The 18,089-nt window shown below is 70.9% G+C and carries 17 protein-coding genes; 8 read left to right on the plus strand and 9 right to left on the minus strand.

Going from position 1 to position 18,089, the window contains the following annotated elements:
• Window positions 1–32: 32 nt before the first annotated feature.
• Together POF73_RS06930 and POF73_RS06935 are read left to right on the plus strand one after the other, a co-directional pair.
• Window positions 33–2,120, plus strand: coding sequence for a SpoIIE family protein phosphatase (locus POF73_RS06930; protein ID WP_272113608.1), 2,088 nt, complete (start codon window positions 33–35; stop codon window positions 2,118–2,120).
• A 237-nt stretch (window positions 2,121–2,357) separates the two neighbouring features.
• On the plus strand, window positions 2,358–3,221 hold the full coding sequence (locus POF73_RS06935) for an Fpg/Nei family DNA glycosylase (protein WP_272113609.1): 864 nt from the start codon (window positions 2,358–2,360) through the stop codon (window positions 3,219–3,221).
• A gap of 20 nt (window positions 3,222–3,241) precedes the next feature.
• Here POF73_RS06935 and POF73_RS06940 read toward each other — a convergent pair whose 3' ends face one another.
• The 3 genes from POF73_RS06940 to POF73_RS06950 all read right to left on the minus strand — a co-directional run bounded on the left by POF73_RS06940 (window position 3,242) and on the right by POF73_RS06950 (window position 5,259).
• Window positions 3,242–3,895 (minus strand): zf-HC2 domain-containing protein, encoded by a 654-nt coding sequence (locus POF73_RS06940; RefSeq protein ID WP_272113610.1) that lies wholly within the window; start codon window positions 3,893–3,895, stop codon window positions 3,242–3,244.
• A 151-nt stretch (window positions 3,896–4,046) separates the two neighbouring features.
• Entirely contained in the window at window positions 4,047–4,562 is a 516-nt protein-coding gene (locus POF73_RS06945) for a hypothetical protein (RefSeq protein WP_272113611.1), read from the minus strand.
• A 148-nt stretch (window positions 4,563–4,710) separates the two neighbouring features.
• Window positions 4,711–5,259 (minus strand): sigma-70 family RNA polymerase sigma factor, encoded by a 549-nt coding sequence (locus tag POF73_RS06950; protein ID WP_272113612.1) that lies wholly within the window; start codon window positions 5,257–5,259, stop codon window positions 4,711–4,713.
• Between the two features lie 211 nt (window positions 5,260–5,470).
• Here POF73_RS06950 and POF73_RS06955 point away from each other — a divergent pair, with 211 nt between their 5' ends.
• Window positions 5,471–6,616 carry a CapA family protein gene (locus tag POF73_RS06955; protein WP_272113613.1) on the plus strand — a complete coding sequence of 382 codons (1,146 nt, stop codon included), beginning with the start codon at window positions 5,471–5,473 and terminating at the stop codon, window positions 6,614–6,616.
• An 18-nt stretch (window positions 6,617–6,634) separates the two neighbouring features.
• Here the strand turns inward: POF73_RS06955 and POF73_RS06960 are convergent, their stop codons facing one another.
• Window positions 6,635–7,117, minus strand: coding sequence for a MarR family winged helix-turn-helix transcriptional regulator (locus POF73_RS06960; protein ID WP_272113614.1), 483 nt, complete (start codon window positions 7,115–7,117; stop codon window positions 6,635–6,637).
• Between the two features lie 57 nt (window positions 7,118–7,174).
• On the opposite strand from POF73_RS06960, the gene POF73_RS06965 reads away from it, so the two are divergent.
• A complete protein-coding gene (locus POF73_RS06965; RefSeq protein WP_272113615.1) occupies window positions 7,175–8,002 on the plus strand; it encodes an alpha/beta fold hydrolase in 828 nt (275 codons plus the stop codon).
• A 79-nt stretch (window positions 8,003–8,081) separates the two neighbouring features.
• Here the strand turns inward: POF73_RS06965 and POF73_RS06970 are convergent, their stop codons facing one another.
• On the minus strand, window positions 8,082–8,543 hold the full coding sequence (locus POF73_RS06970) for a universal stress protein (RefSeq protein WP_272113616.1): 462 nt from the start codon (window positions 8,541–8,543) through the stop codon (window positions 8,082–8,084).
• An 88-nt stretch (window positions 8,544–8,631) separates the two neighbouring features.
• Between POF73_RS06970 and lysX the strand changes: the two genes are divergently transcribed.
• Complete coding sequence (lysX, locus tag POF73_RS06975; protein WP_272113617.1) at window positions 8,632–11,910, plus strand: bifunctional lysylphosphatidylglycerol synthetase/lysine--tRNA ligase LysX; 3,279 nt, start codon at window positions 8,632–8,634, stop codon at window positions 11,908–11,910.
• A gap of 111 nt (window positions 11,911–12,021) precedes the next feature.
• Entirely contained in the window at window positions 12,022–12,888 is an 867-nt protein-coding gene (locus tag POF73_RS06980; protein WP_272113618.1) for a polysaccharide deacetylase family protein, read from the plus strand.
• Window positions 12,889–12,916: 28 nt separating this feature from the next.
• On the opposite strand, the gene POF73_RS06985 is transcribed toward POF73_RS06980, so the two are convergent.
• Window positions 12,917–13,579 (minus strand): class F sortase, encoded by a 663-nt coding sequence (locus POF73_RS06985; protein WP_272113767.1) that lies wholly within the window; start codon window positions 13,577–13,579, stop codon window positions 12,917–12,919.
• Between the two features lie 330 nt (window positions 13,580–13,909).
• Here POF73_RS06985 and POF73_RS06990 point away from each other — a divergent pair, with 330 nt between their 5' ends.
• Entirely contained in the window at window positions 13,910–14,413 is a 504-nt protein-coding gene (locus POF73_RS06990; RefSeq protein WP_272113619.1) for a hypothetical protein, read from the plus strand.
• Window positions 14,414–14,545: 132 nt separating this feature from the next.
• On the opposite strand, the gene POF73_RS06995 is transcribed toward POF73_RS06990, so the two are convergent.
• From POF73_RS06995 to POF73_RS07005, 3 genes are all read right to left on the minus strand, one after another.
• On the minus strand, window positions 14,546–15,058 hold the full coding sequence (locus POF73_RS06995) for a hypothetical protein (protein ID WP_272113620.1): 513 nt from the start codon (window positions 15,056–15,058) through the stop codon (window positions 14,546–14,548).
• Window positions 15,059–15,312: 254 nt separating this feature from the next.
• Entirely contained in the window at window positions 15,313–16,077 is a 765-nt protein-coding gene (locus POF73_RS07000) for a bestrophin-like domain (RefSeq protein WP_272113621.1), read from the minus strand.
• Window positions 16,078–16,093: 16 nt separating this feature from the next.
• A complete protein-coding gene (locus tag POF73_RS07005; RefSeq protein ID WP_272113622.1) occupies window positions 16,094–16,642 on the minus strand; it encodes a hypothetical protein in 549 nt (182 codons plus the stop codon).
• 374 nt (window positions 16,643–17,016) lie between these two features.
• On the opposite strand from POF73_RS07005, the gene POF73_RS07010 reads away from it, so the two are divergent.
• Window positions 17,017–18,006 carry an SCO0930 family lipoprotein gene (locus POF73_RS07010; RefSeq protein ID WP_272113623.1) on the plus strand — a complete coding sequence of 330 codons (990 nt, stop codon included), beginning with the start codon at window positions 17,017–17,019 and terminating at the stop codon, window positions 18,004–18,006.
• Window positions 18,007–18,089 lie beyond the last annotated feature (83 nt).

Genomic DNA, 18,089 nt, shown 5'->3' on the forward strand with positions numbered 1-18,089 from the left:
AAGAATCCGGCAAACCCTGGCAAGGTGGGCCCATGGTTGATCGGGGAGCGAGCGCCCCGTCACTCCCGGAGGACTGGCCCGCCCACCCGGACCCGATCCTGGCGCTCAACCACATGGGCACCTTCGACTGGGACCTGGACACCGGTGTGTTCCACATGGACGCCCAGGCCCACGAGGTCTTCGATCTGCGCCCGGACGAATACGACGGGAACCCCGCGACCCTGGCGATCCGGGTGCCGCCGCCGGAGGCCTACCGGCTGGACGGCATGGTCTCCAAGGCCCTGAAGGACGGCAGCGAGAACTACGGCGCCTACTTCCGTATCCGCTGCCGCGACGGCAGCCTGCGCTGGACCCACACCCAGGGCTACATCCGGCGCGACGAGACGGGCCGCCCGCGCCGCATCGTCGGCATCGTCCGTGACGCCACCGACGAACTCGCCGAGAGCGAGGAGCGGCGCGAGCAGGCCGCCGAGGACGAGGCCCGGCGTCGGCAGACCAACGTCGTCCAGCTCACCACGGCCGCCCTCGCGCACGCCCGCACCGTGCAGGACGTGATCGACGTCCTCAAGGACACCCACGGTCTGACCCACCTCGGTGCCACCAGCCTGGTGATGGGCCTGGTCGAGGCCGGACGTATCCGGCTGGTCGCCGAGGGGCCCGCGGGCAGCTTCGTGCCGGGGACGCTGGTCACCCGAATAGACGAGCAGTACCCGATGAGCGAGGTGGTCAGGACCCTCACCCCGCGGTTCATCGAGTCGCCGGAGGAGTTCGCGGAGAGCTACCCCATCCTCTGGCCGCACATCACCGACCTGAACATCACGGCCGCCGCCTATCTCCCGCTGATCGCCCAGGCCCGGCCGATCGGCGCCATCGGACTGCTCTACAGCGACCGCGACGGCTTCTCCACCGAGGACCGCAACGTGCTCGTCGCCCTCGGCAGCAGCATCGCGCAGAGCCTGCAGCGGGCCATGTTCTACGAGCAGGAGAAGGACCTCGCCACCGACCTCCAGCAGGCCATGCTGCCGCGCACCATCCCCAGCGTCCCCGGCGCCGACATCGCCGTCCGCTACCGCGCCGCCGGTGCCGCAGGCTCCCTCGGCCGGGACATCGGCGGCGACTGGTACGACCTGATCCCGCTGCCGGGCGGACGGGTCGGCGCCGTCATCGGCGACGTCCAGGGCCACGACACGCACGCCGCCGCCGTCATGGGGCAACTGCGCATCGTGCTGCGTGCCTACGCCGCCGAGGGGCACACCCCGGCCACCGTGATGGCCCGCGCCTCGGTGTTCCTGCACGAGCTGGACACCGACCGCTTCGCGACCTGCCTGTACGCGGAGGCCGACCTGGCCACCGGAGTCGTGCAGGTGGTCCGGGCCGGCCATATCGACCCGCTGATCCGGGAGCCCGGCGGGAGCTGCCGCCGGGTCCCCATCGAGGGCGGGCTGCCGCTGGGCCTGTCCGCGGAGTTCGGGCGGCTCGAATACCCGGTCGGCACCATCGAGCTGGACTCCGACCGCACTCTGCTGCTGTGCACCGACGGTCTGGTCGAACAGCCCGGCGCCGACCTGGACGACGGCATGCAGACCCTCACCGCACTCATCGCCACCGGCCCGGACGACGTACGGGACCTCGCCGACCGCCTCATCGACGTGGCCGAGGAACGCGGCGGCGACGACGACGTGGCCCTGCTCCTGCTGCGCCGCCGCGTCCTGGACGCCCCTCAGCCCGGCGGCCGTCTCCAGCAGCACGTCGCGCCCGGAGACCCCGAGGCCCTCACCGGCGCCCGGCACATGATCCGCGCCGCCGTGCGCGCCTGGAACGCCGGGGACCGGGCTGACGAGATCGAGTTGGTCGCCGACGAACTGATCACCAACGCCCTGATGCACACCGAGGGATCCGCGATAGTGACCCTGCGCGTCCTGACCGGCTCCGAACGCCGTCTGCGTGTCGAGGTCGAGGACTCCTCCAGTGCCCTGCCACGCCGCCGTGAGGCGGGCGAGTCCGGTGTCTCCGGCCGCGGGCTGCTCCTGGTCGACCTGCTCACCGACGTGTGGGGCGTGGAGGCGCGGGGCGGCGGCAAGTGCGTGTGGTGCGAGTTCGTGGTGCCGGAGCGGGGCTAGGGGGCTTCTGATGGATCTCCGCGGCGTCGCGACGCCCGGCACGCCCTCTCGCCGCACCGGACGAAAGGCCTAGTAGCTCCGCTACGAGGACTTCCGCCCGGCACGCCGAGAGCACGCACCGAACGCCGCTCCTTCTCCCACGGCGATCCATCAGAAGCCCCCCAGCGGCGGCGTCCGGGCGGAGGGGCCCGTGCGGACCCGCCTGGCACTGTCGGTGCCGGATGGCACTCTGGACGTATGCCGGAACTCCCCGAGGTCGAAGCGCTCAAGGACTTCCTGACCGAGCACCTGGTCGGCCACGAGATCGTCCGTGTGCTGCCCGTCGCGATCAGCGTCCTCAAGACGTACGACCCGCCGGTCACCGCCGTCGAGGGCCATCAGGTCGTCGCCGTGCACCGGTACGGCAAGTTCCTCGACCTCGCCACGGCGGACGGCCCGCATCTGGTGACCCACCTGGCCCGTGCGGGCTGGCTGCACTGGAAGGACCGGCTGCCGAGCGGCATGCCCCGTCCCGGAAAGGGCCCGCTCGCGCTGCGCGTGGCCCTGGAGACCGGCGCGGGCTTCGACCTCACCGAGGCCGGCACACAAAAGCGCCTCGCGGTCTACGTCGTCCAGGACCCACAGCAGGTCCCGGGCGTGGCCCGGCTGGGCCCGGACCCGCTCGCCGAGGACTTCGACGAGACGCGCTTCGCGGCCCTGCTGAAGGACGAGCGGCGTCAACTCAAGGGCGCCCTGCGCGACCAGAGCCTGATCGCCGGGGTCGGCAACGCCTACAGCGACGAGATCCTGCACGCGGCGAAGATGTCCCCCTTCAAGCTGGCCTCCTCGCTGACCGCGGAGGAGACGGCCAGGCTCTACGCGGCGCTGCGTACCACCCTCACCGAGGCCGTCGACCGCTCCCGGGGGCTTGCCGCCGGACGTCTCAAGGCGGCGAAGAAGAGCGGCCTGCGCGTCCACGGCCGCGCCGGAGAGCCGTGCCCGGTGTGCGGCGACACCGTCCGCGAGGTCTCCTTCAGCGACTCCTCGCTCCAGTACTGCCCCACCTGCCAGACGGGCGGGAAGCCGCTGGCGGACCGCAGAATGTCGCGGCTGCTGAAGTAGGTTTCACCGGGACGGAGGTCTCACCGGGACGGAAGCGTCACCAGGTGGTCGCCGTCCGCCGTCCGCACCTCGTACCGCAGGATCTCGTCGCTGTGCATCGCCGAGGCCCCCATCATGGTGTTCTCCCGGGCGTCGTGGTGGGCGGCCGACCAACTGGTCACCGTCTCCTCCGAGCCGTCCCGGCCGATGGCGATGAGATGACAGGCGCGCGGACCGGCGCCGTCCTTCACCTTCAGCTCCACCTGGCTGCCGTAGGCCTCGTTCTCGCTCGTCACCTGCGCCCACACACCCGACCGCGCGTCGGTCGCCTCGACGATCTGTACGGTCTTGTCCTCGCCGCCCGCCATGATCGCGACGGCGGGCCCGGCGAGGGCGATCACGACCGAGGCGGCCACGGCGTACAGGGTGCGGCGGCGCAGCGCGCGATGGCGGTTCGCCACCGCTTCGAGCAGCCGGTTCAGCAGCTGCGGGCCGGGCTTGGTCATCGGGTGCACGAACTGGGGCGTGGACCGCCGGTACAACATCAACTGGCGGGTGACCGGCCCGAACTCGGTCACGTGTGCGGCGCAGCGCGCGCACTCCATGAGGTGGTCCTCGAAGCGGAATGCCTCCGCCTCGTTCAGCACGCCGAGCGCGTACGCGGCGACGTCGCGATGCCTCTCCAGGGACCTCATGCCGAATCCTCGTGCCGTTGGGTGTGGGGTGTGTTACTCCTTGCGCCCACTGGTACGCACCAGGCAGTCGAATCACTCAAGGCCTACACAGAATCGCAACCAAGGGATTCGGAGCGGTCGGCGTCGAGGATTGGTCCGGGGAGGAAAGAACTTAAAAAAGGTGGATGGCGAGATGCCCGAGCGGCAGCCCCAGCTGCCACGCCGGAGTCCACACCTTCGGCCCCTCGTCCTCGCCGACCAGCGCACCGCCGCCCGGCACCGCGTTCAGATCGGGCGCGAGCAGCTCGGTCTCCTGCAGCCAGCGCCAGGCCGCCTCGGCGAGCTCAAGGTCGGGTGCGGGCCCGCCGGACTCGGCGGCCTCGGCCGCGAGGCCCGCCATGCGTTCGCGTACCCAGTGCTGCCACGGCTGGTCGTACGCGGTCAGCGACAGCCAGGTCTCCAGCTGGGAGACCACCCGGATGCCGGAGAGTTCGCCGTCGGTGTCGGAGAGGAAGATGGTCAGCGCCAGGGCGTCGCGCCCGGCGCGGAACTCGAAGGACGTCGGCGGCATGAGATCGCCGGTCCGCAGCAGCTCGTCGGCGATGTACTCGGCGTACAACCAAGCCATGGGGACGGTCAGTTCACCGCCGCCGGTGCCGTCCGTGCTCTCTTGACCTCTGTGCAGCATCCCTTCCTGCCTTCCTCCGGTGAGTGCGTCGCCCGACCCGCGGGACCCGTGGGTCCCGGCCCAATCCGGAACACGGATGAGGACAGCCGATTACTCAACCGGGGTCCTCAGCAAGGCGCTTTACGGAGGTTTGACTCAGCCGTTGGTTTCACCGCAGGTCGGCCGCGTATCCCGGAAGCACCCTGCGCAGGGCGCGCAGCGCATAGTAAGCGCGGGACTTCACGGTACCGGGCGGAATACCCAGGGTTTCCGCGGCCTCTGCAACACTCGCCCCTTGGAAGTACACGAGCACCAGGACTTCACGGTGCTCCGGAGTGAGTGTCTTCACAGCCTCGCGCACATCGAGCACTTCCGCGGCCCGTTCGGCGTGATCGGACATCACCCGGGCGTTCTCCAGGATCGCATCCCCCACCTCAGGCGGCCGCGCCTGCCGGGCCCGCCGTGCGTCGATGGCGAGCCGCCGTCCGACGGTCATCAGCCACGGCCGTACGGAGTCGAAGTCGTCCGCGCGCAGCGCCTCGGGATGCTGCCAGGCGCGCACCAGCGTCTCCTGCACGAGATCCTCGGCGCGCTGCCGGTCGCCGTCGCAGAGTCGGAGCAGCAGTGCGAAGAGGGGCCGGCCGTGCTCGCGCTGCAGCGCGGCGAGCTCGTGCTCGGCGGTCGTCGTCCCGTTGGTGAGGGTGGTTCCGGCCGTCATGGCCGTATGCCATCGCAGGCGGCTGTTTTGTGACAGGGCGCACGCACGGGTCTGCGACGGACGGTCGATCGCGTCGGCGAACGGTACGACGAACGGTTCCTTCCGCCTATTCGGGACGGGCCGGACGGGCTAACAGCAGCGGCCGAATTGTTTACGGATCGCCCGGCTTTCATACGTATTGGTGGGTAATACGACCATACGGGGTGAGCTGATGATTGCACGCAGTCGACTTGTGGCCCTCGCTCTGACGGCCGCCCTCGCTGCAGGCGCCGCCTGCCAGGCCAACAACCGCAAGATTTCGGGGCAGTCAGGCCCCTCCGCCAACCCCCGCGGCTTCACGCTCGTCGCCTCCGGCGACATCCTCCCGCACACCTCCATCATCGACCGTGCCCGCTTCGACGCCGGTGGCTCCGGCTACGACTTCCGCCCGATGCTCGCCGGCGTCAAACCCGTCGTCTCCCGCGCCGACCTGGCGCTGTGTCACATGGAGACCGTCTACGGCGCCGACGGCCAGTACACCGGATACCCGACCTTCAAGTCCCCGCCGGAGGTGGCCCGCGGTGCCGCCGACACCGGATACGACAGTTGCTCCACCGCCTCCAACCACAGCCTCGACGACGGTGCCGCCGGCATCCTGCGCACCTTGAACGCCCTGGACGAGGCGCGCGTACGGCACGCGGGGACGGCGCGCACCGAGGGGGAGGCGCGGTCCGTGACGGTGCTGCGCGCGGGTGCCGCCAAGGTCGCGCACCTCGCGTACACATACGGCGTGAACGGCTTTCCGCTGCCGCCGGGACAGCCCTGGGCGGTCAACCTCATCGACCAGGCCAAGATCGTGGCGGACGCCCGTGCCGCCCGGAAAGGGGGCGCCGACGTCATCGTCGTGTCGATGCACTGGGGCACCGAATGGCAGGACGCCCCCGACGACACGCAGGTCACCCTCGCGCGCGAACTCACCGCCTCGAAGACCGGCGGCCGCCCCGACATCGACCTGATCCTCGGCACCCACGCGCATGTCCCCCAGGCGTACGAGAAGGTCAACGGCACCTGGGTGGTCTACGGCATGGGCGACCAGGTCGCAGGCGCGATGTACAACGAGCAGGGCGTGCAGGACCCGCGTGGCAACCAGTCCACCCTCGGCCGCTTCACCTTCGACCCGCCGAAGGAGAACGGCGATCGCTGGGAGGTCAAGAAGGCCGAGTTCATTCCCCAGCTGTTCGACATCGACGCGGGGCGCGTGATCAACCTCAACCGGGCCATCGCCCGGGGCGCTGAACTGCGCGGTGTGCGCGACCGGATCCGGGACGTCGTGCTGAGCCGGGGCGCGGGCGACGACGGGCTCAGTATGGGGGAGTAGGCCGGTCCGTGTCGACGGTCAGTCCGCGTCCATGTCTGCGTGGTCGAAGGTCTTCATCATCTCCTTCAGCACGCGCACGCACGCCCGGAGCTCGGCCTCGGTCAGCTCGCCCCCGCCGACCTGCCGGTTCAGGGCGTGCTCGCGCGCGAGGATCGCGGTGATGACGGCCTCGCCCGCATCCGTGAGCCGGATCAGCGAGGACCGCTGGTGCGCGGGATTGGGCGTGGCCTCGACCCAGTCCCTGGCCATCGCGTCGTTGGTCATGCGCTGCACGAACTGCCGGGTCAGTGACATGACCCGGGCCATCTGAGGCACCGTCATGGGCCCGTACCTGTGCAGCAGTACCAGGACGGAGCGCACGCCGACGGAGGCCCCCTCGACCTCCTCGCCCTGCTCCAGCTTGCGCAGGCCGCGTCGGTAGAGCGCGCCGATCAGGTCGAACACCTCGCTGACGCGGTGGCCGAGTTCGTCGGGGGAGAGGGGCGTGTGGTCGTCGTTCACCGGGCCATCATGACACCTGGGTTGCCAAACCTCCCCGAAGATGACACCTTAGTTGTCATGACGACAGCGACAACAGCTTCGGATCTGTCCTTCTTCGCCTCCTCCGACGGCGAGCTCGCCTACCGCGACGCCGGGGCCGGTGACCTCGTGGTCCTGGTGCACCCCGGGTGGGTCGACCACCGCTTCTTCGACGACCAGATACCGGCCCTGGTCTCCGCCGGTCACCGCGTCGTCGCGGCCGACGTGCGCGGCTTCGGCTTCTCCGCCAACCCGAGCAAGCCGTTCCGCTGGGCCGACGACCTCGGCGACCTGCTGCGCCACCTGGACGCCGGGCCCGCGGTCCTGGTCGGTTCGTGCATGGGCGCGGCGGTCGTCACCGACACCGTGCTGGAATACCCCGAGCTGGTCCGCGCGGTGGTCGTCAGCGGTGCTGGGACCAGCGCGTTCGAGTACTCCGACCCGTGGACCGTGGAGCGGGCCGCCGAGTCGGCGCGCATGCTGGGGGAGGGAGACGTCGCCGGCTGGGGCGAGGCCTTCGCCAAGAACGTGGTCGGGCCGCACCGCACCTTGGACGACGTGGACCCCGACGCCGTGCGCAGGATGCGGGAGATGGCGCTGCACACCGTCTCCAAGCACACCCTCGGCGAGACGAACTGGCTCGTCCCCCTCGACGACCCGTGGAGCCGCGTCCCGCAGATCGAGGTGCCCGTCCTCGCCGTCCACGGCGAGCTCGACGCGGCCGACGGCATCGACATGGCCGAACGGCTCGTCGGCGGCGTGCGCAACGGCCGCTCGGTGACCATCGACGACACCGGGCACTTCCCGAGCCTGGAGAAGCCCGAGGAATTCAACCGCATTCTGCTCGACTTCCTCCGGACCCTCTGACCCGTGTCGCCTCGGCGTGCGGGACCACGTAACTCAGGTCCCGCACGCCGAGCGACCCGGCCCCAGCCGATCCGCGCCCCTACGGCACCACCGTCACCGGCCAACGCCCGGCCTTCACCAGCCGCACCGCGACGGACCCCACGATCCGGTGACCGGCCTGCTCCGAGGCGCCCACCACCACGGCGTCCGCCTTCAGGTCGTCCGCCGCCTTCACCAGGCCGTTGTACGGGTCACCGCGGAAGGTGTGGAACTCCCAGCGGACGTCGAATATCCCCTTGACCCGCTCGGTGGCGTCCCGGATCTGGGCGATCAGATCCTCCGCGATCTCGTCGGTCGTCTCCGCGACCGGCGCACCGAGGGCCGCGCCCGCCGCCATCACCGGCTGCACGTACACGACGGCGAGCAGGGCGTTCTGCCGTCGGGCGAGGCCACCGGCGTAGGCCGCCGCGCGGAGCGAGGAGTCGGAGCCGTCCACCCCGACCACGATGACCTTGGGCCCGTCCGTGCCCCGCTCGAACTGGTGCGAGTGCTGTTCCGTCACGGCAGGGAGGCTATCGGAACCCGCAGGTCCCACCGTCGGGCAGGGCGCTCGACGGGCGAGGAGGCCGCGGGCTTCCTACAGTCGGAACATGACTGCCACCGTGCAGGCGGCCCCGGCGAAGGACAGCACGGGCCGGACACGGCCGCCCGGGAACGGCTTTCTCAGCAGGGTGCCGGAGGGTTTCGCGACCTTCCTCGGCGCCCTCGGACTGCTCTGCGCCCTGCTGGCCGTCATCCCCCCACTGCGCGTCGCGCTCCGCCCCGTCGTGCGCGTCCTGGACCAGATCATCGTCCCGGTCAGCGCCAACCTGGCCTACGCCGTCTTCCTCTTCCTGCTCGCCGCCGCGACGGCCGCCCGCAAGAAGATCGCCTGGTGGCTGGTCGTCGTCTATCTGGGCCTGCTCGTCCTGACCGACATCCTCGGCACGATCGTCGGCGACTACTCGGACTCCGTACCGTCCCTCATCGTGTGCGGCCTCGCGCTCGCCCTGCTGATCATCGCCCGCAAGGAGTTCTACGCGGCGTCCCGCCGTGCCGCCGTACGAAGAGCCCTCGGCGTCCTGGCCGTCGGGCTCGCCGTGGGCATCCTCGTCGGCTGGGGGCTGGTCGAGCTGTTCCCCGGCACACTGCCGCCCGGCCAACGGCTGGCCTGGGCCGCCGACCGGGTCTGCGGCGGTCTGGTCTCCGGCGCCTCCTACGACGGACGGCCACCCCGCCCCCTGTACTTCCTGCTCGGCCTGTTCGGCGCGCTCGCCCTCCTGAACGCCGCGGCGACACTGTTCCGTTCGCAGCGTATGGAGGCCGCCCTGCACGACGACGAGGAGGCCCGCATCCGCGCCCTCCTCAAGGTCTACGGCGACCAGGACTCCCTCGGCTACTTCGCCACCCGGCGCGACAAGGCCGTCGTCTTCTCACCCAGCGGCAAGGCCGCCGTCACCTACCGCGTCGAGGCCGGCGTGTGCCTCGCCAGCGGGGACCCGGTCGGCGACCGGGAGGCCTGGCCGCACGCCATCGCCGGCTGGCTGGATCTGGCCCGCCGCTACGCCTGGGTGCCCGCCGCGATGGGCGCCTCCGAGGACGGTGCCCGGGCCTACGCACGCGCCGGACTGGGCGCCCTCCAACTCGGCGACGAGGCGATCCTGCACGTGCCGGACTTCGACCTCGACGGCCGCGACATGCGGGTGACCCGGCAGGCCGTGCACCGCGTCCGCCGCACCGGCGCCCACTGCCGTATCCGCCGCCACTCGGCCCTCAGCGAGCCGGAGATGGAGGAGGTGCTCGGCAAGGCCGACGCCTGGCGCGACACCGAGACCGAACGCGGCTTCTCCATGGCCCTGGACCGCCTCGGCGACTCGGACGACGGCGACTGTCTCCTGGTGGAGGCCCTCGGCGAGGACGGCGAACTGCTGGCCCTGCTCTCCTTCGTGCCGTGGGGCAGGGAGGGCATCTCCCTGGACCTGATGCGCCGTGACCGCGCCGCACCCAACGGCGTCATGGAGTTCATGGTCGCCGACCTGTGCGCGGCGGCGCCGAAGATGGGCATCCGCAGGATCTCGCTGAACTTCGCCGTGTTCCGCTCGGTCTTCGAGGAGGGCGCCCGCATCGGCGCCGGACCCGTGCTGCGGCTGTGGCGCCGCCTGCTGCTGTTCTTCTCCAAGTGGTGGCAGCTGGAGGCCCTCTACCGCTCCAACGCCAAGTACCGGCCCCAGTGGTTCCCGCGCTTCATCTGCTACGGCGAGGCCGCCTCCCTGGCCCGTATCGGCCTGGCCTCCGGCATCGCCGAGGGATTCGTCTCCGTACCGTCGCTGCGCAAACTCCGCAGAAAGGGGCACCCGAGGAACGGACCGCGTCCGGCGACCACCGAAGGACTGCCCTCGCTGGCGGCGCTCGGCCTCGAAGGAGGGGACGAGGCCGGGGCGGTCGGGCCGGATGCGGGCCTGCCCGAGCAGGTCCGCATCCGGCATCACACCCTCGACCGGCTGCGCGCCGACGGCCTCGATCCCTACCCGGTGGGCATCCCGCCCCGCACCCACGCCCTGGCGGACGTCCGCCAGGGCGATCAGGTCACCGTGGCCGGCCGGATCATGCTTGTGCGCGACTTCGGCGGCATCGTCTTCGCCGTCCTGCGCGACTGGTCCGGCGACCACCAACTCGCCCTCACCCGGAGCGACTCCGGCGCCGCCCTCGACCGCTTCACCCACGACACCGACATCGGCGACCTCATCAGCGCCACCGGCCTGGCCGGCGTCAGCGACAAGGGCGAGCCCACCGTCTTCGTCACCTCCTGGCAGCTCATCGGCAAGTGCCTGCGCCCCCTGCCCGACAAACGCCGCGGCCTCGCCGACCCCGAGACCAAGGTCCGGATGCGCTACCTCGACCTGGTCTCCAGCCCCACCGCCCGCGACGTGGTCCGCGCCCGCTCCACCGCCGTCCAGGCCCTGCGGCAAGGCCTGCTGGAGCGCGGCTACCTGGAGGTCGAGACGCCGGTCCTCCAGCAGATCCACGGCGGCGCCAACGCCCGCCCCTTCACCACCCACATCAACGCCTACGACCTCGACCTCTATCTGCGCATCGCCCCCGAGCTGTATCTGAAACGGCTCTGCGTCGGCGGCCTGGAGAAGGTCTTCGAGCTGGGCCGCACCTTCCGCAACGAGGGCGTCGACTACAAGCACAACCCCGAGTTCACGATGCTGGAGGCCTACCAGGCGTACGCCGACTACGACGCGATGCTCGACCTCGTCCGCGAACTCATTCAGGGCTCCGCGACCGCCGCCTTCGGATCGCCGATCGCCCGCCAGGACGGCAAGGAGTACGACATCTCCGGGAAGTGGCCGGTCAAGACGGTGTACGGCGCGATCTCCGAGGTGCTGGGGGAGGAGATCGACCCCGACACCGAGCTGCTTCGGCTGCACCGGCACTGCGACCGCGTGGGCGTGCCGTACACCGCCGACGACGGCCATGGCGACGTCGTGCTGGAGATGTACGAACGGCTCGTCGAGGAGAAGACCGAGCTGCCCACCTTCTACAAGGACTTCCCGACCGACGTCTCCCCGCTCACCCGCCAGCACCGACTGGACCCCCGGCTCGCCGAGCGCTGGGACCTCGTCGCCTTCGGCACCGAACTGGGCACCGCCTACTCGGAACTCACCGACCCCGTCGAACAGCGCCGCCGCCTCACCGCCCAGTCCCTGCTCGCGGCCGGCGGCGACCCCGAGGCGATGGAACTCGACGAGGAGTTCCTCGACGCCCTCGAATACGCCATGCCGCCCACCGGAGGCCTCGGAATCGGCGTCGACCGGCTGGTCATGTTCCTCACCGGCCTGACGATCCGGGAGACCCTGCCCTTCCCGCTGGTGCGGCGCCGCTGACACACCGTCACAGCAGGTGCGGGCGCCGGGGCTGGGCCGGTCGGGCGTTCTCATGCGGCCGTACCGGTGTCGTCGTGGTGCCCCGGTCCTTCGCCGGGCGACTGATCATTCATGACGAAGGATCAGTCGGTCACGCGGCGCCGTGCGCTGCTCGCCGGAGCCGTCGCCTGCGGAGCCGCCGGCACCGCCGGACTGTACGCGACGCTCGCGGGCGAGATGCCGATCCGGCCCGCTGTCCCTGCCACCCCTGCCACACCCGAGGCCCCTGCCGCGCCGGGCCCGCAGGCGAACCGCCCGCTCAAGCCCTCCGCCTACCGGCTCCAGCCCCTCGCGGGTTACGGCCCGCCCCGCGCGGCGCCGCGTCGCGCCCTCGTCCGCCGTGAGCCGTTCCTGCGCATGTCGGGGCGCGGCCGCACCATGGTGCTGACCTTCGACGACGGACCCGACCCCCGGTACACCCCGCACATCCTGGACACCCTGCGCGAGTACGACGTCCGCGCCATGTTCTTCGTGTGCGGCGAGATGGTCGCCGACAACAAGGACCTCGTGGCACGCATGGCCGACGAGGGTCATGTCGTCGGCAACCACACCTGGTCCCACCCGCTGCTCACCCGCCTGAGCCGGGCCCGGATCCACGCCGAGATGGAACGCACCTGCGACGTGATCGAGGAGACGTACGGCGAACGCCCCGCCTGGTTCCGCGCGCCCTACGGCGCCTGGAACCGCGCCACCTTCCAACTCGGCGCCGAGCTGGGCATGGAACCGCTGGGCTGGACCGTCGACACCCTCGACTGGATGGCCCCCGGGACCCGCACGATCATCCGCCGGGTCCAGCACGGCGCCGCCCCCGGGGTCGTACTGCTCTCGCACGACGCCGGTGGCGACCGCTCCCAGAGCGTCCGGGCCCTGCGCGCCTATCTGCCACGGCTGCTGGACGCCGGGTATTTCGTCAGCGTCCCCGAACCGAAATACACCTGACCGGCTTTCGCCGGCCCGGCGAGGACGTTCAGCGCACCTCGACCAGGCTGGCGAAAGCGACGACATTCCCGTCGTAGCCGTTCTGCTTGGAGAAACCGCCGCCACAGGTGATGACCCGCAATTCGGCGCCCCCCTTCGACGCGTACACCCGGTCGCCGGGGAAGTTGTTCTTCTCGAACACCTCGACGCCGTACACCTGGAAAACGGCCGTCTTTCCGTCCTGCCGGGCGATCTCGACCCGGCTTCCCTGCTTGAGGGCGCCGAGACCGTAGAACACGGCAGGGCCCTGAGTGTTGTCGACATGGCCGACGACCACCGCCGTGCCCTTCTGGCCGGGAGACACCGACCCGGTGAACCAGCCCGCCAGATTCGGGTCCTCCGGCGGCGGCGCACCGACCCAGCCGTCCCCGTCCAGACCCACCGGAATCATCGGCGCGTCGACCTGGATCGAGGGGATGCTGACCCGGTCCGGCATGGCGTACGGCAGCGGCCGTACGGTGTCCGCCAGGATCCCGCCGGACACCCGGCGGTCCGGGGCGGCCGCCGACGCGGGCTGCGGCGGCCCCTCGTCGAACTCGCCGGAGCCATTGCGGACGAGCGCGAGACCGGTCAGCAGAACAAGCGCTATCACGCCCCAAGGAGCGCGCTGCTTCCGCCGCTCCTGCTCTTCGGCCAGCTCGGACCCGTGCATACGACTTCCCCTCTCGACGAGGCCGTCGCCACGCCATTCGCGCATACGAAGACGCTAAGTCCGGTGCGCCCGACCTGCGACGGGGCGGATGCGAACGGGTGGCCCGGACAATCGGGGTGCGCCATCCGAGTTGCCGCCGACCGGAAAATTCTGACGGTGTGTGACCTGCGGCAATTCCCATTGTGGGCACATCGGTCGGCGTGTCCTCTCACCAGGACGGACCAGTGCCGAAATGCGGCCTCGGGCACGGCAACTGAGGGTCTTTCTGGGAGGCGCTTTCTCGCCGATCGACCGGGGACGGTTCCCGGGGCGTCTTCCGCGGAGGATCACATGCGTACTACTCGTGCCCTGGCGGCCGCTGCCACCGCGGTTGCCGCGCTCGGCATCGCCGCCCCGGTGGCCGCGGCCCGGGACGGCATGCCACCCGTCGGACCGAGCAACATCGTCGCCCTGCCCAGCGTCATCGCGCGCGGCGGGCAACTGACCATCACCGTCGACGGCTGCCCGCAGGGCGGCACCGCGACCTCGGACGCGTTCCCCGCCACCACGCTGAGCCCGGTCCCGGGCGGCAGCACGGCCAAGGGCACCGCGACGATCGACAGGAACGCGCGGTCGGGTGCGCACAGCATCACGGTCCACTGCACGGGCGCCGGGCGGCCGCTGACCCACCCGAACGCCTTCACCGTCATCGGCGGTGTCCGCGGCGGCCTCGGCGGCAGCAGCACCACGGGTGCGACGCCTACCGACATGGCCATCGGAGGCGGGCTCATCGCCGTTGCCCTCATCGGTGGCGGGGTGTTCTGGATGCGGCGGCGGGCGGAGAAGCAGATCTGATCCCGCTGCCCGACAGGAGACCGGCCGCACGTTCACAGGACTTCGCCCCGGCCCCCTCTGCGGGGGAACCCGGGGCGAAGTCCTGCGTGCGTGCGGCCGGTGTGCGTGCGGCCTGTGTGCGCGGGGGCGGCGTCAGGCGCCGTCCCCCTCCTCGCCGCGGCGGCGCCGGGAGAGGTGGTGCGCCGTGGCGAGGGTGGCCGCGATCAGCGCGCCGCCCAGGCCGACCTGCTTGAGGTTCAGGTCGGCGAACGTGCCGCCCTCACCGGCCTGCACGCCCTTCTCCCAGTGCGGGGGCGCGCCGTCCCGGCCACCGGCGATGGTGAGGTCGACGTCCTGCCAGAAGGTGCCGCAGCGGAACGACACCTCGTACACGGCACCCGGCTTGGCCTCCCAGTCGACCACGGCCCGGCCGGATGTGTACCCCCGGGGAATGATGATCGTGTCGAAGACCCCCGACGACACGCTGACGCTCTGCTCGCAGCCGGTCGCGTGCAGCGTGACCCGTCCACCGGGGGCGACGGTGGAGGGCAGCACACCGACCCGGAACCCCCCCTCGGTGTCCCCACGGGCCTGGGCGGTGGGTGCGGTCAGGGCGAGGGCGCTGACGCCCAGCAGTGCGGCCGAAGCGACACGTATCGCGCGCATGGTGTTCCCTCCGGGTCCCCGAGGAGCAGTCGCGGACCTTTGCCCGCTTGTGCCGTAAATGCACCTCGATGCTGGGAACGCTAGAAAGGCGCGCACACCTGCGCGATCGCTGTCGTACGAATGGGGCAACCGTGTGGGCCGCTCAGGGGAAAGCGTTGGCGCGACCGGGGGACGGCAGCGGCGTGGCGTCCTCGCGTGGAGTGCCGACGTCGACTCACGCGGCGTCCCCCGGCGGCCCGTCGGGCGACGGCCTGTCAGCCCTTGATGTGCGGGAAGAGCTCCAGGAACGGCTCCGCCGACGCCGTCACGCCACGGCTGTACGGCGCGTCGAAGTCCCAGATGAGGAAGAGCAGGAAGGCGATCAGTGCGGAGAACAGCCCGGCGAGGATCAGCTCCCGTGGGGTGCGCCGGATCTGCAGGGCGAAGATCATCCCGATCGTGACGATGCCGCCTGCGATCAGTCCGAACCACACCACGCCCGGCATGGTCTCCCCGGTCGAGTTCGCGCGGGCGCTGCGCGCCTGGTCGGCCGCCGTCACCTGGTCCAGGAGCGGCTGGTAGGCCTGCGCCTCGAAGTCCGTCCTCGGCTCGTAGTCGGTGACGTCCTCGCGGAGGCGCTGGAGGAGCTCGGTGCCCCGCTCGGTGACCCGGCCGTCGTCGGACATCGTCTTCCACTCGGTGGTGACCACGTGTCCGACATAGGTGTTGACATCATCCCGAATACGGTCACGGATGTCGGCCGGATACACCCGGACGCGCTCCGAGACCTCGTGCAGCGCCACGGCCTCCGCCTGGACGTGGTCCTCGGCGGCGCTGCGGCCCTCCCACACACCGGCGATGGCCAGGCCCAGGACGATGGCGTACACCACACCGATCCACATCGTCATGTACTCGATGACGTCCGGCGTCTCGGAGGGATCCTCGTCCTCGGGGGCGGTGCGGTGCCGGACGAGGGTGACGATGACCACCACGGAGCAGGCGGCCAGCATCGCGAGGGTGAGAACAAGCCATTCCGGCAAGAGAAGCCTCCAAGGGTCAGCGTGGACGCAGCGCGGCGACGGCGGCGATCGCGGGCGCCGCGATGAGCAGGACGAAGGTGAGGGGCGACGGGGCGTCATGTGTCGCCCGTCGGTGATGGGTGGCGCGGTAGGCCGGGTAGTGCACCGGGGCCGCGGGCCGGCTTGGGGTGAGCTTGGCCGACGGCTTCGGGGTTGGGGTCGGGGTGGGCGGGGGGATCGGCCGCGGGCGAGGCGGTGCGGGCCGGGGAGCCGGCGGGGCCGGCGGTGGCGGTGGCGGGGGAGGCGGGGGTTCGGGTTCCGGGGTGGGCGTGGGTTTCGGCGCTGGGGTGGGCGTGGGGTCGGGCGTGGGCTTCGGAGAGGGTGAGGGCGTCGGGGTGGGGGTGGGCGTCGGCGTCGGTACGGGGCACTGCGTGGGCGTCGGCCAGGTGAGGTCCCCGACGACCGCCACCGCCGTTGCGCCGTCCGGCCCTGTGTCGGCGTACGCGCAGACGGTGGCCGAGGCCCCGCCGGCCGGTGCCGCGACCAGGAGCCAGGTCAGCGTGACCAGCGTCAACACCCTTGTCATCAGGGTGGATTGGGTCGGTTCGAGTCCATACACGACGAAGATCTTCAGCTCCGTGCACGCTCTCACGTGCCGTAGCGCGGGCGGATTGCCTCGAAAGGGCGACGTATGGCCCTCGAAAGGTTTGCCGAGCGGGCGCGGATGTGACGGCCCGGACGTACGCATGTGCGACGCGAGAGGTGACGGATGCCGCGCGTGAGCCGGGTGTGGGCGCAGGTGGCGCGGTCGTTGTCACGGCCGTGATGCGGGCCGCGTCACAGCTTTCGGAAAGAAATTTGTGCGCCGGTTGAACACGAGAGTGGCTTTCGTGCGTACCCCTTGTCGTGCGGCGGCGCAGCAGGGCGCTGCAACACCCTTGTGATTATGGGGAGTTGACGATGAAGACCTCGTGGCGGAGCGCCTCGCTCGTGGTGAGCGCCGTGGCGGTGGCGGCGCTGACGACGGCATGCGGCTCGGAAACCGCGCCGCCGGCGAGCAGCCAGAATGTGGGCGCAACGGCCGCGGCCGGTGATTACGGCAGCGCGGGCACCGGCCTTGGCAACGGATCCGGTTACGACCCCGGCGCGGCCGGTCAGGAGAGCGCCGCCACGGGGGCCGCCTCCGCCGGTGAGCTGTCCGTCTCCACCAACCAGGAACTCGGCAAGGTGCTGACCGACAGCGCCGGCCTGACGCTCTACCGCTTCGACAAGGACGTCGCGGAGCCGCCCAAGTCGAACTGCGACGGCGACTGCGCGAAGAAGTGGCCCCCGGTCCCCGCGGACGACGCCACCGCCGGCGCCGGTATCGACAAGGCGCTGCTCGGCTCGGTGACCCGCTCCGACGGCACCAAGCAGCTGACCGTCGACGGCTGGCCGGCGTACCGCTTCGCCAAGGACGCCAACGCCGGTGATGTCAACGGCCAGGGCGTGGGCGGCACTTGGTACGCGCTCGCCCCCGACGGCAAGAAGGCGGAGGGTGGCGCCGGTGCCGAGGCGGGCGATCTGCCCGGGCTGTCCACCCGCAAGGATCCAAAGCTCGGCGAGATCGTCATCGACAAGAACGGCCACACGGTCTACCGGTTCATGAAGGACTCGCCCTGGCCGATGAAGACGGCGTGCACCGGCGAGTGCCTGGAGAAGTGGCCGGTCATCGCGCCGGTCGACGCCGAGGACACCGAGGGCATCGATCTGAAGGGGTCCGGTCCCAGGGGCCAGGGCTACGTGGTCTTCGACCGGCCCGACGGCATCAAGCAGCAGACCATCGACTGCGTGCCCATCTACACCTTCGCCGGTGACAAGAAGCCCGGCGACACCAACGGTCAGGGCGTCGGCGGCACCTGGTTCGCCATCCGCCCCGACGGCAAGCCGGTCGGCGCGTCGGAGAAGTAGAGATCACACCTCCCCAGGGTTGATCGCCTCACCCAGCCGAGTACGCACCACGGAAGGGAGGGACGAGAACAGCGAGAGTGCCG

Source organism: Streptomyces sp. HD (assembly GCF_028369295.1).
GTDB lineage: Bacteria > Actinomycetota > Actinomycetes > Streptomycetales > Streptomycetaceae > Streptomyces.

Bases quoted from the DNA above. Each gene is read 5' to 3' on its own strand.
- POF73_RS06940 (WP_272113610.1), bottom strand. From the start codon at position 3,895: ATGAGGTCCCTGGAGAGGCATCGCGACGTCGCCGCGTACGCGCTCGGC.
- POF73_RS07010 (WP_272113623.1), top strand. From the start codon at position 17,017: ATGAAGACCTCGTGGCGGAGCGCCTCGCTCGTGGTGAGCGCCGTGGCG.
- POF73_RS06965 (WP_272113615.1), top strand. From the start codon at position 7,175: ATGACGACAGCGACAACAGCTTCGGATCTGTCCTTCTTCGCCTCCTCC.
- POF73_RS06950 (WP_272113612.1), bottom strand. From the start codon at position 5,259: ATGACGGCCGGAACCACCCTCACCAACGGGACGACGACCGCCGAGCAC.
- POF73_RS06995 (WP_272113620.1), bottom strand. From the start codon at position 15,058: ATGCGCGCGATACGTGTCGCTTCGGCCGCACTGCTGGGCGTCAGCGCC.
- POF73_RS06945 (WP_272113611.1), bottom strand. From the start codon at position 4,562: ATGCTGCACAGAGGTCAAGAGAGCACGGACGGCACCGGCGGCGGTGAA.
- POF73_RS07005 (WP_272113622.1), bottom strand. From the start codon at position 16,642: ATGACAAGGGTGTTGACGCTGGTCACGCTGACCTGGCTCCTGGTCGCG.
- POF73_RS06985 (WP_272113767.1), bottom strand. From the start codon at position 13,579: ATGCACGGGTCCGAGCTGGCCGAAGAGCAGGAGCGGCGGAAGCAGCGC.
- POF73_RS06980 (WP_272113618.1), top strand. From the start codon at position 12,022: ATGACGAAGGATCAGTCGGTCACGCGGCGCCGTGCGCTGCTCGCCGGA.
- POF73_RS06990 (WP_272113619.1), top strand. From the start codon at position 13,910: ATGCGTACTACTCGTGCCCTGGCGGCCGCTGCCACCGCGGTTGCCGCG.
- POF73_RS06930 (WP_272113608.1), top strand. From the start codon at position 33: ATGGTTGATCGGGGAGCGAGCGCCCCGTCACTCCCGGAGGACTGGCCC.
- lysX (WP_272113617.1), top strand. From the start codon at position 8,632: ATGACTGCCACCGTGCAGGCGGCCCCGGCGAAGGACAGCACGGGCCGG.
- POF73_RS06935 (WP_272113609.1), top strand. From the start codon at position 2,358: ATGCCGGAACTCCCCGAGGTCGAAGCGCTCAAGGACTTCCTGACCGAG.
- POF73_RS06955 (WP_272113613.1), top strand. From the start codon at position 5,471: ATGATTGCACGCAGTCGACTTGTGGCCCTCGCTCTGACGGCCGCCCTC.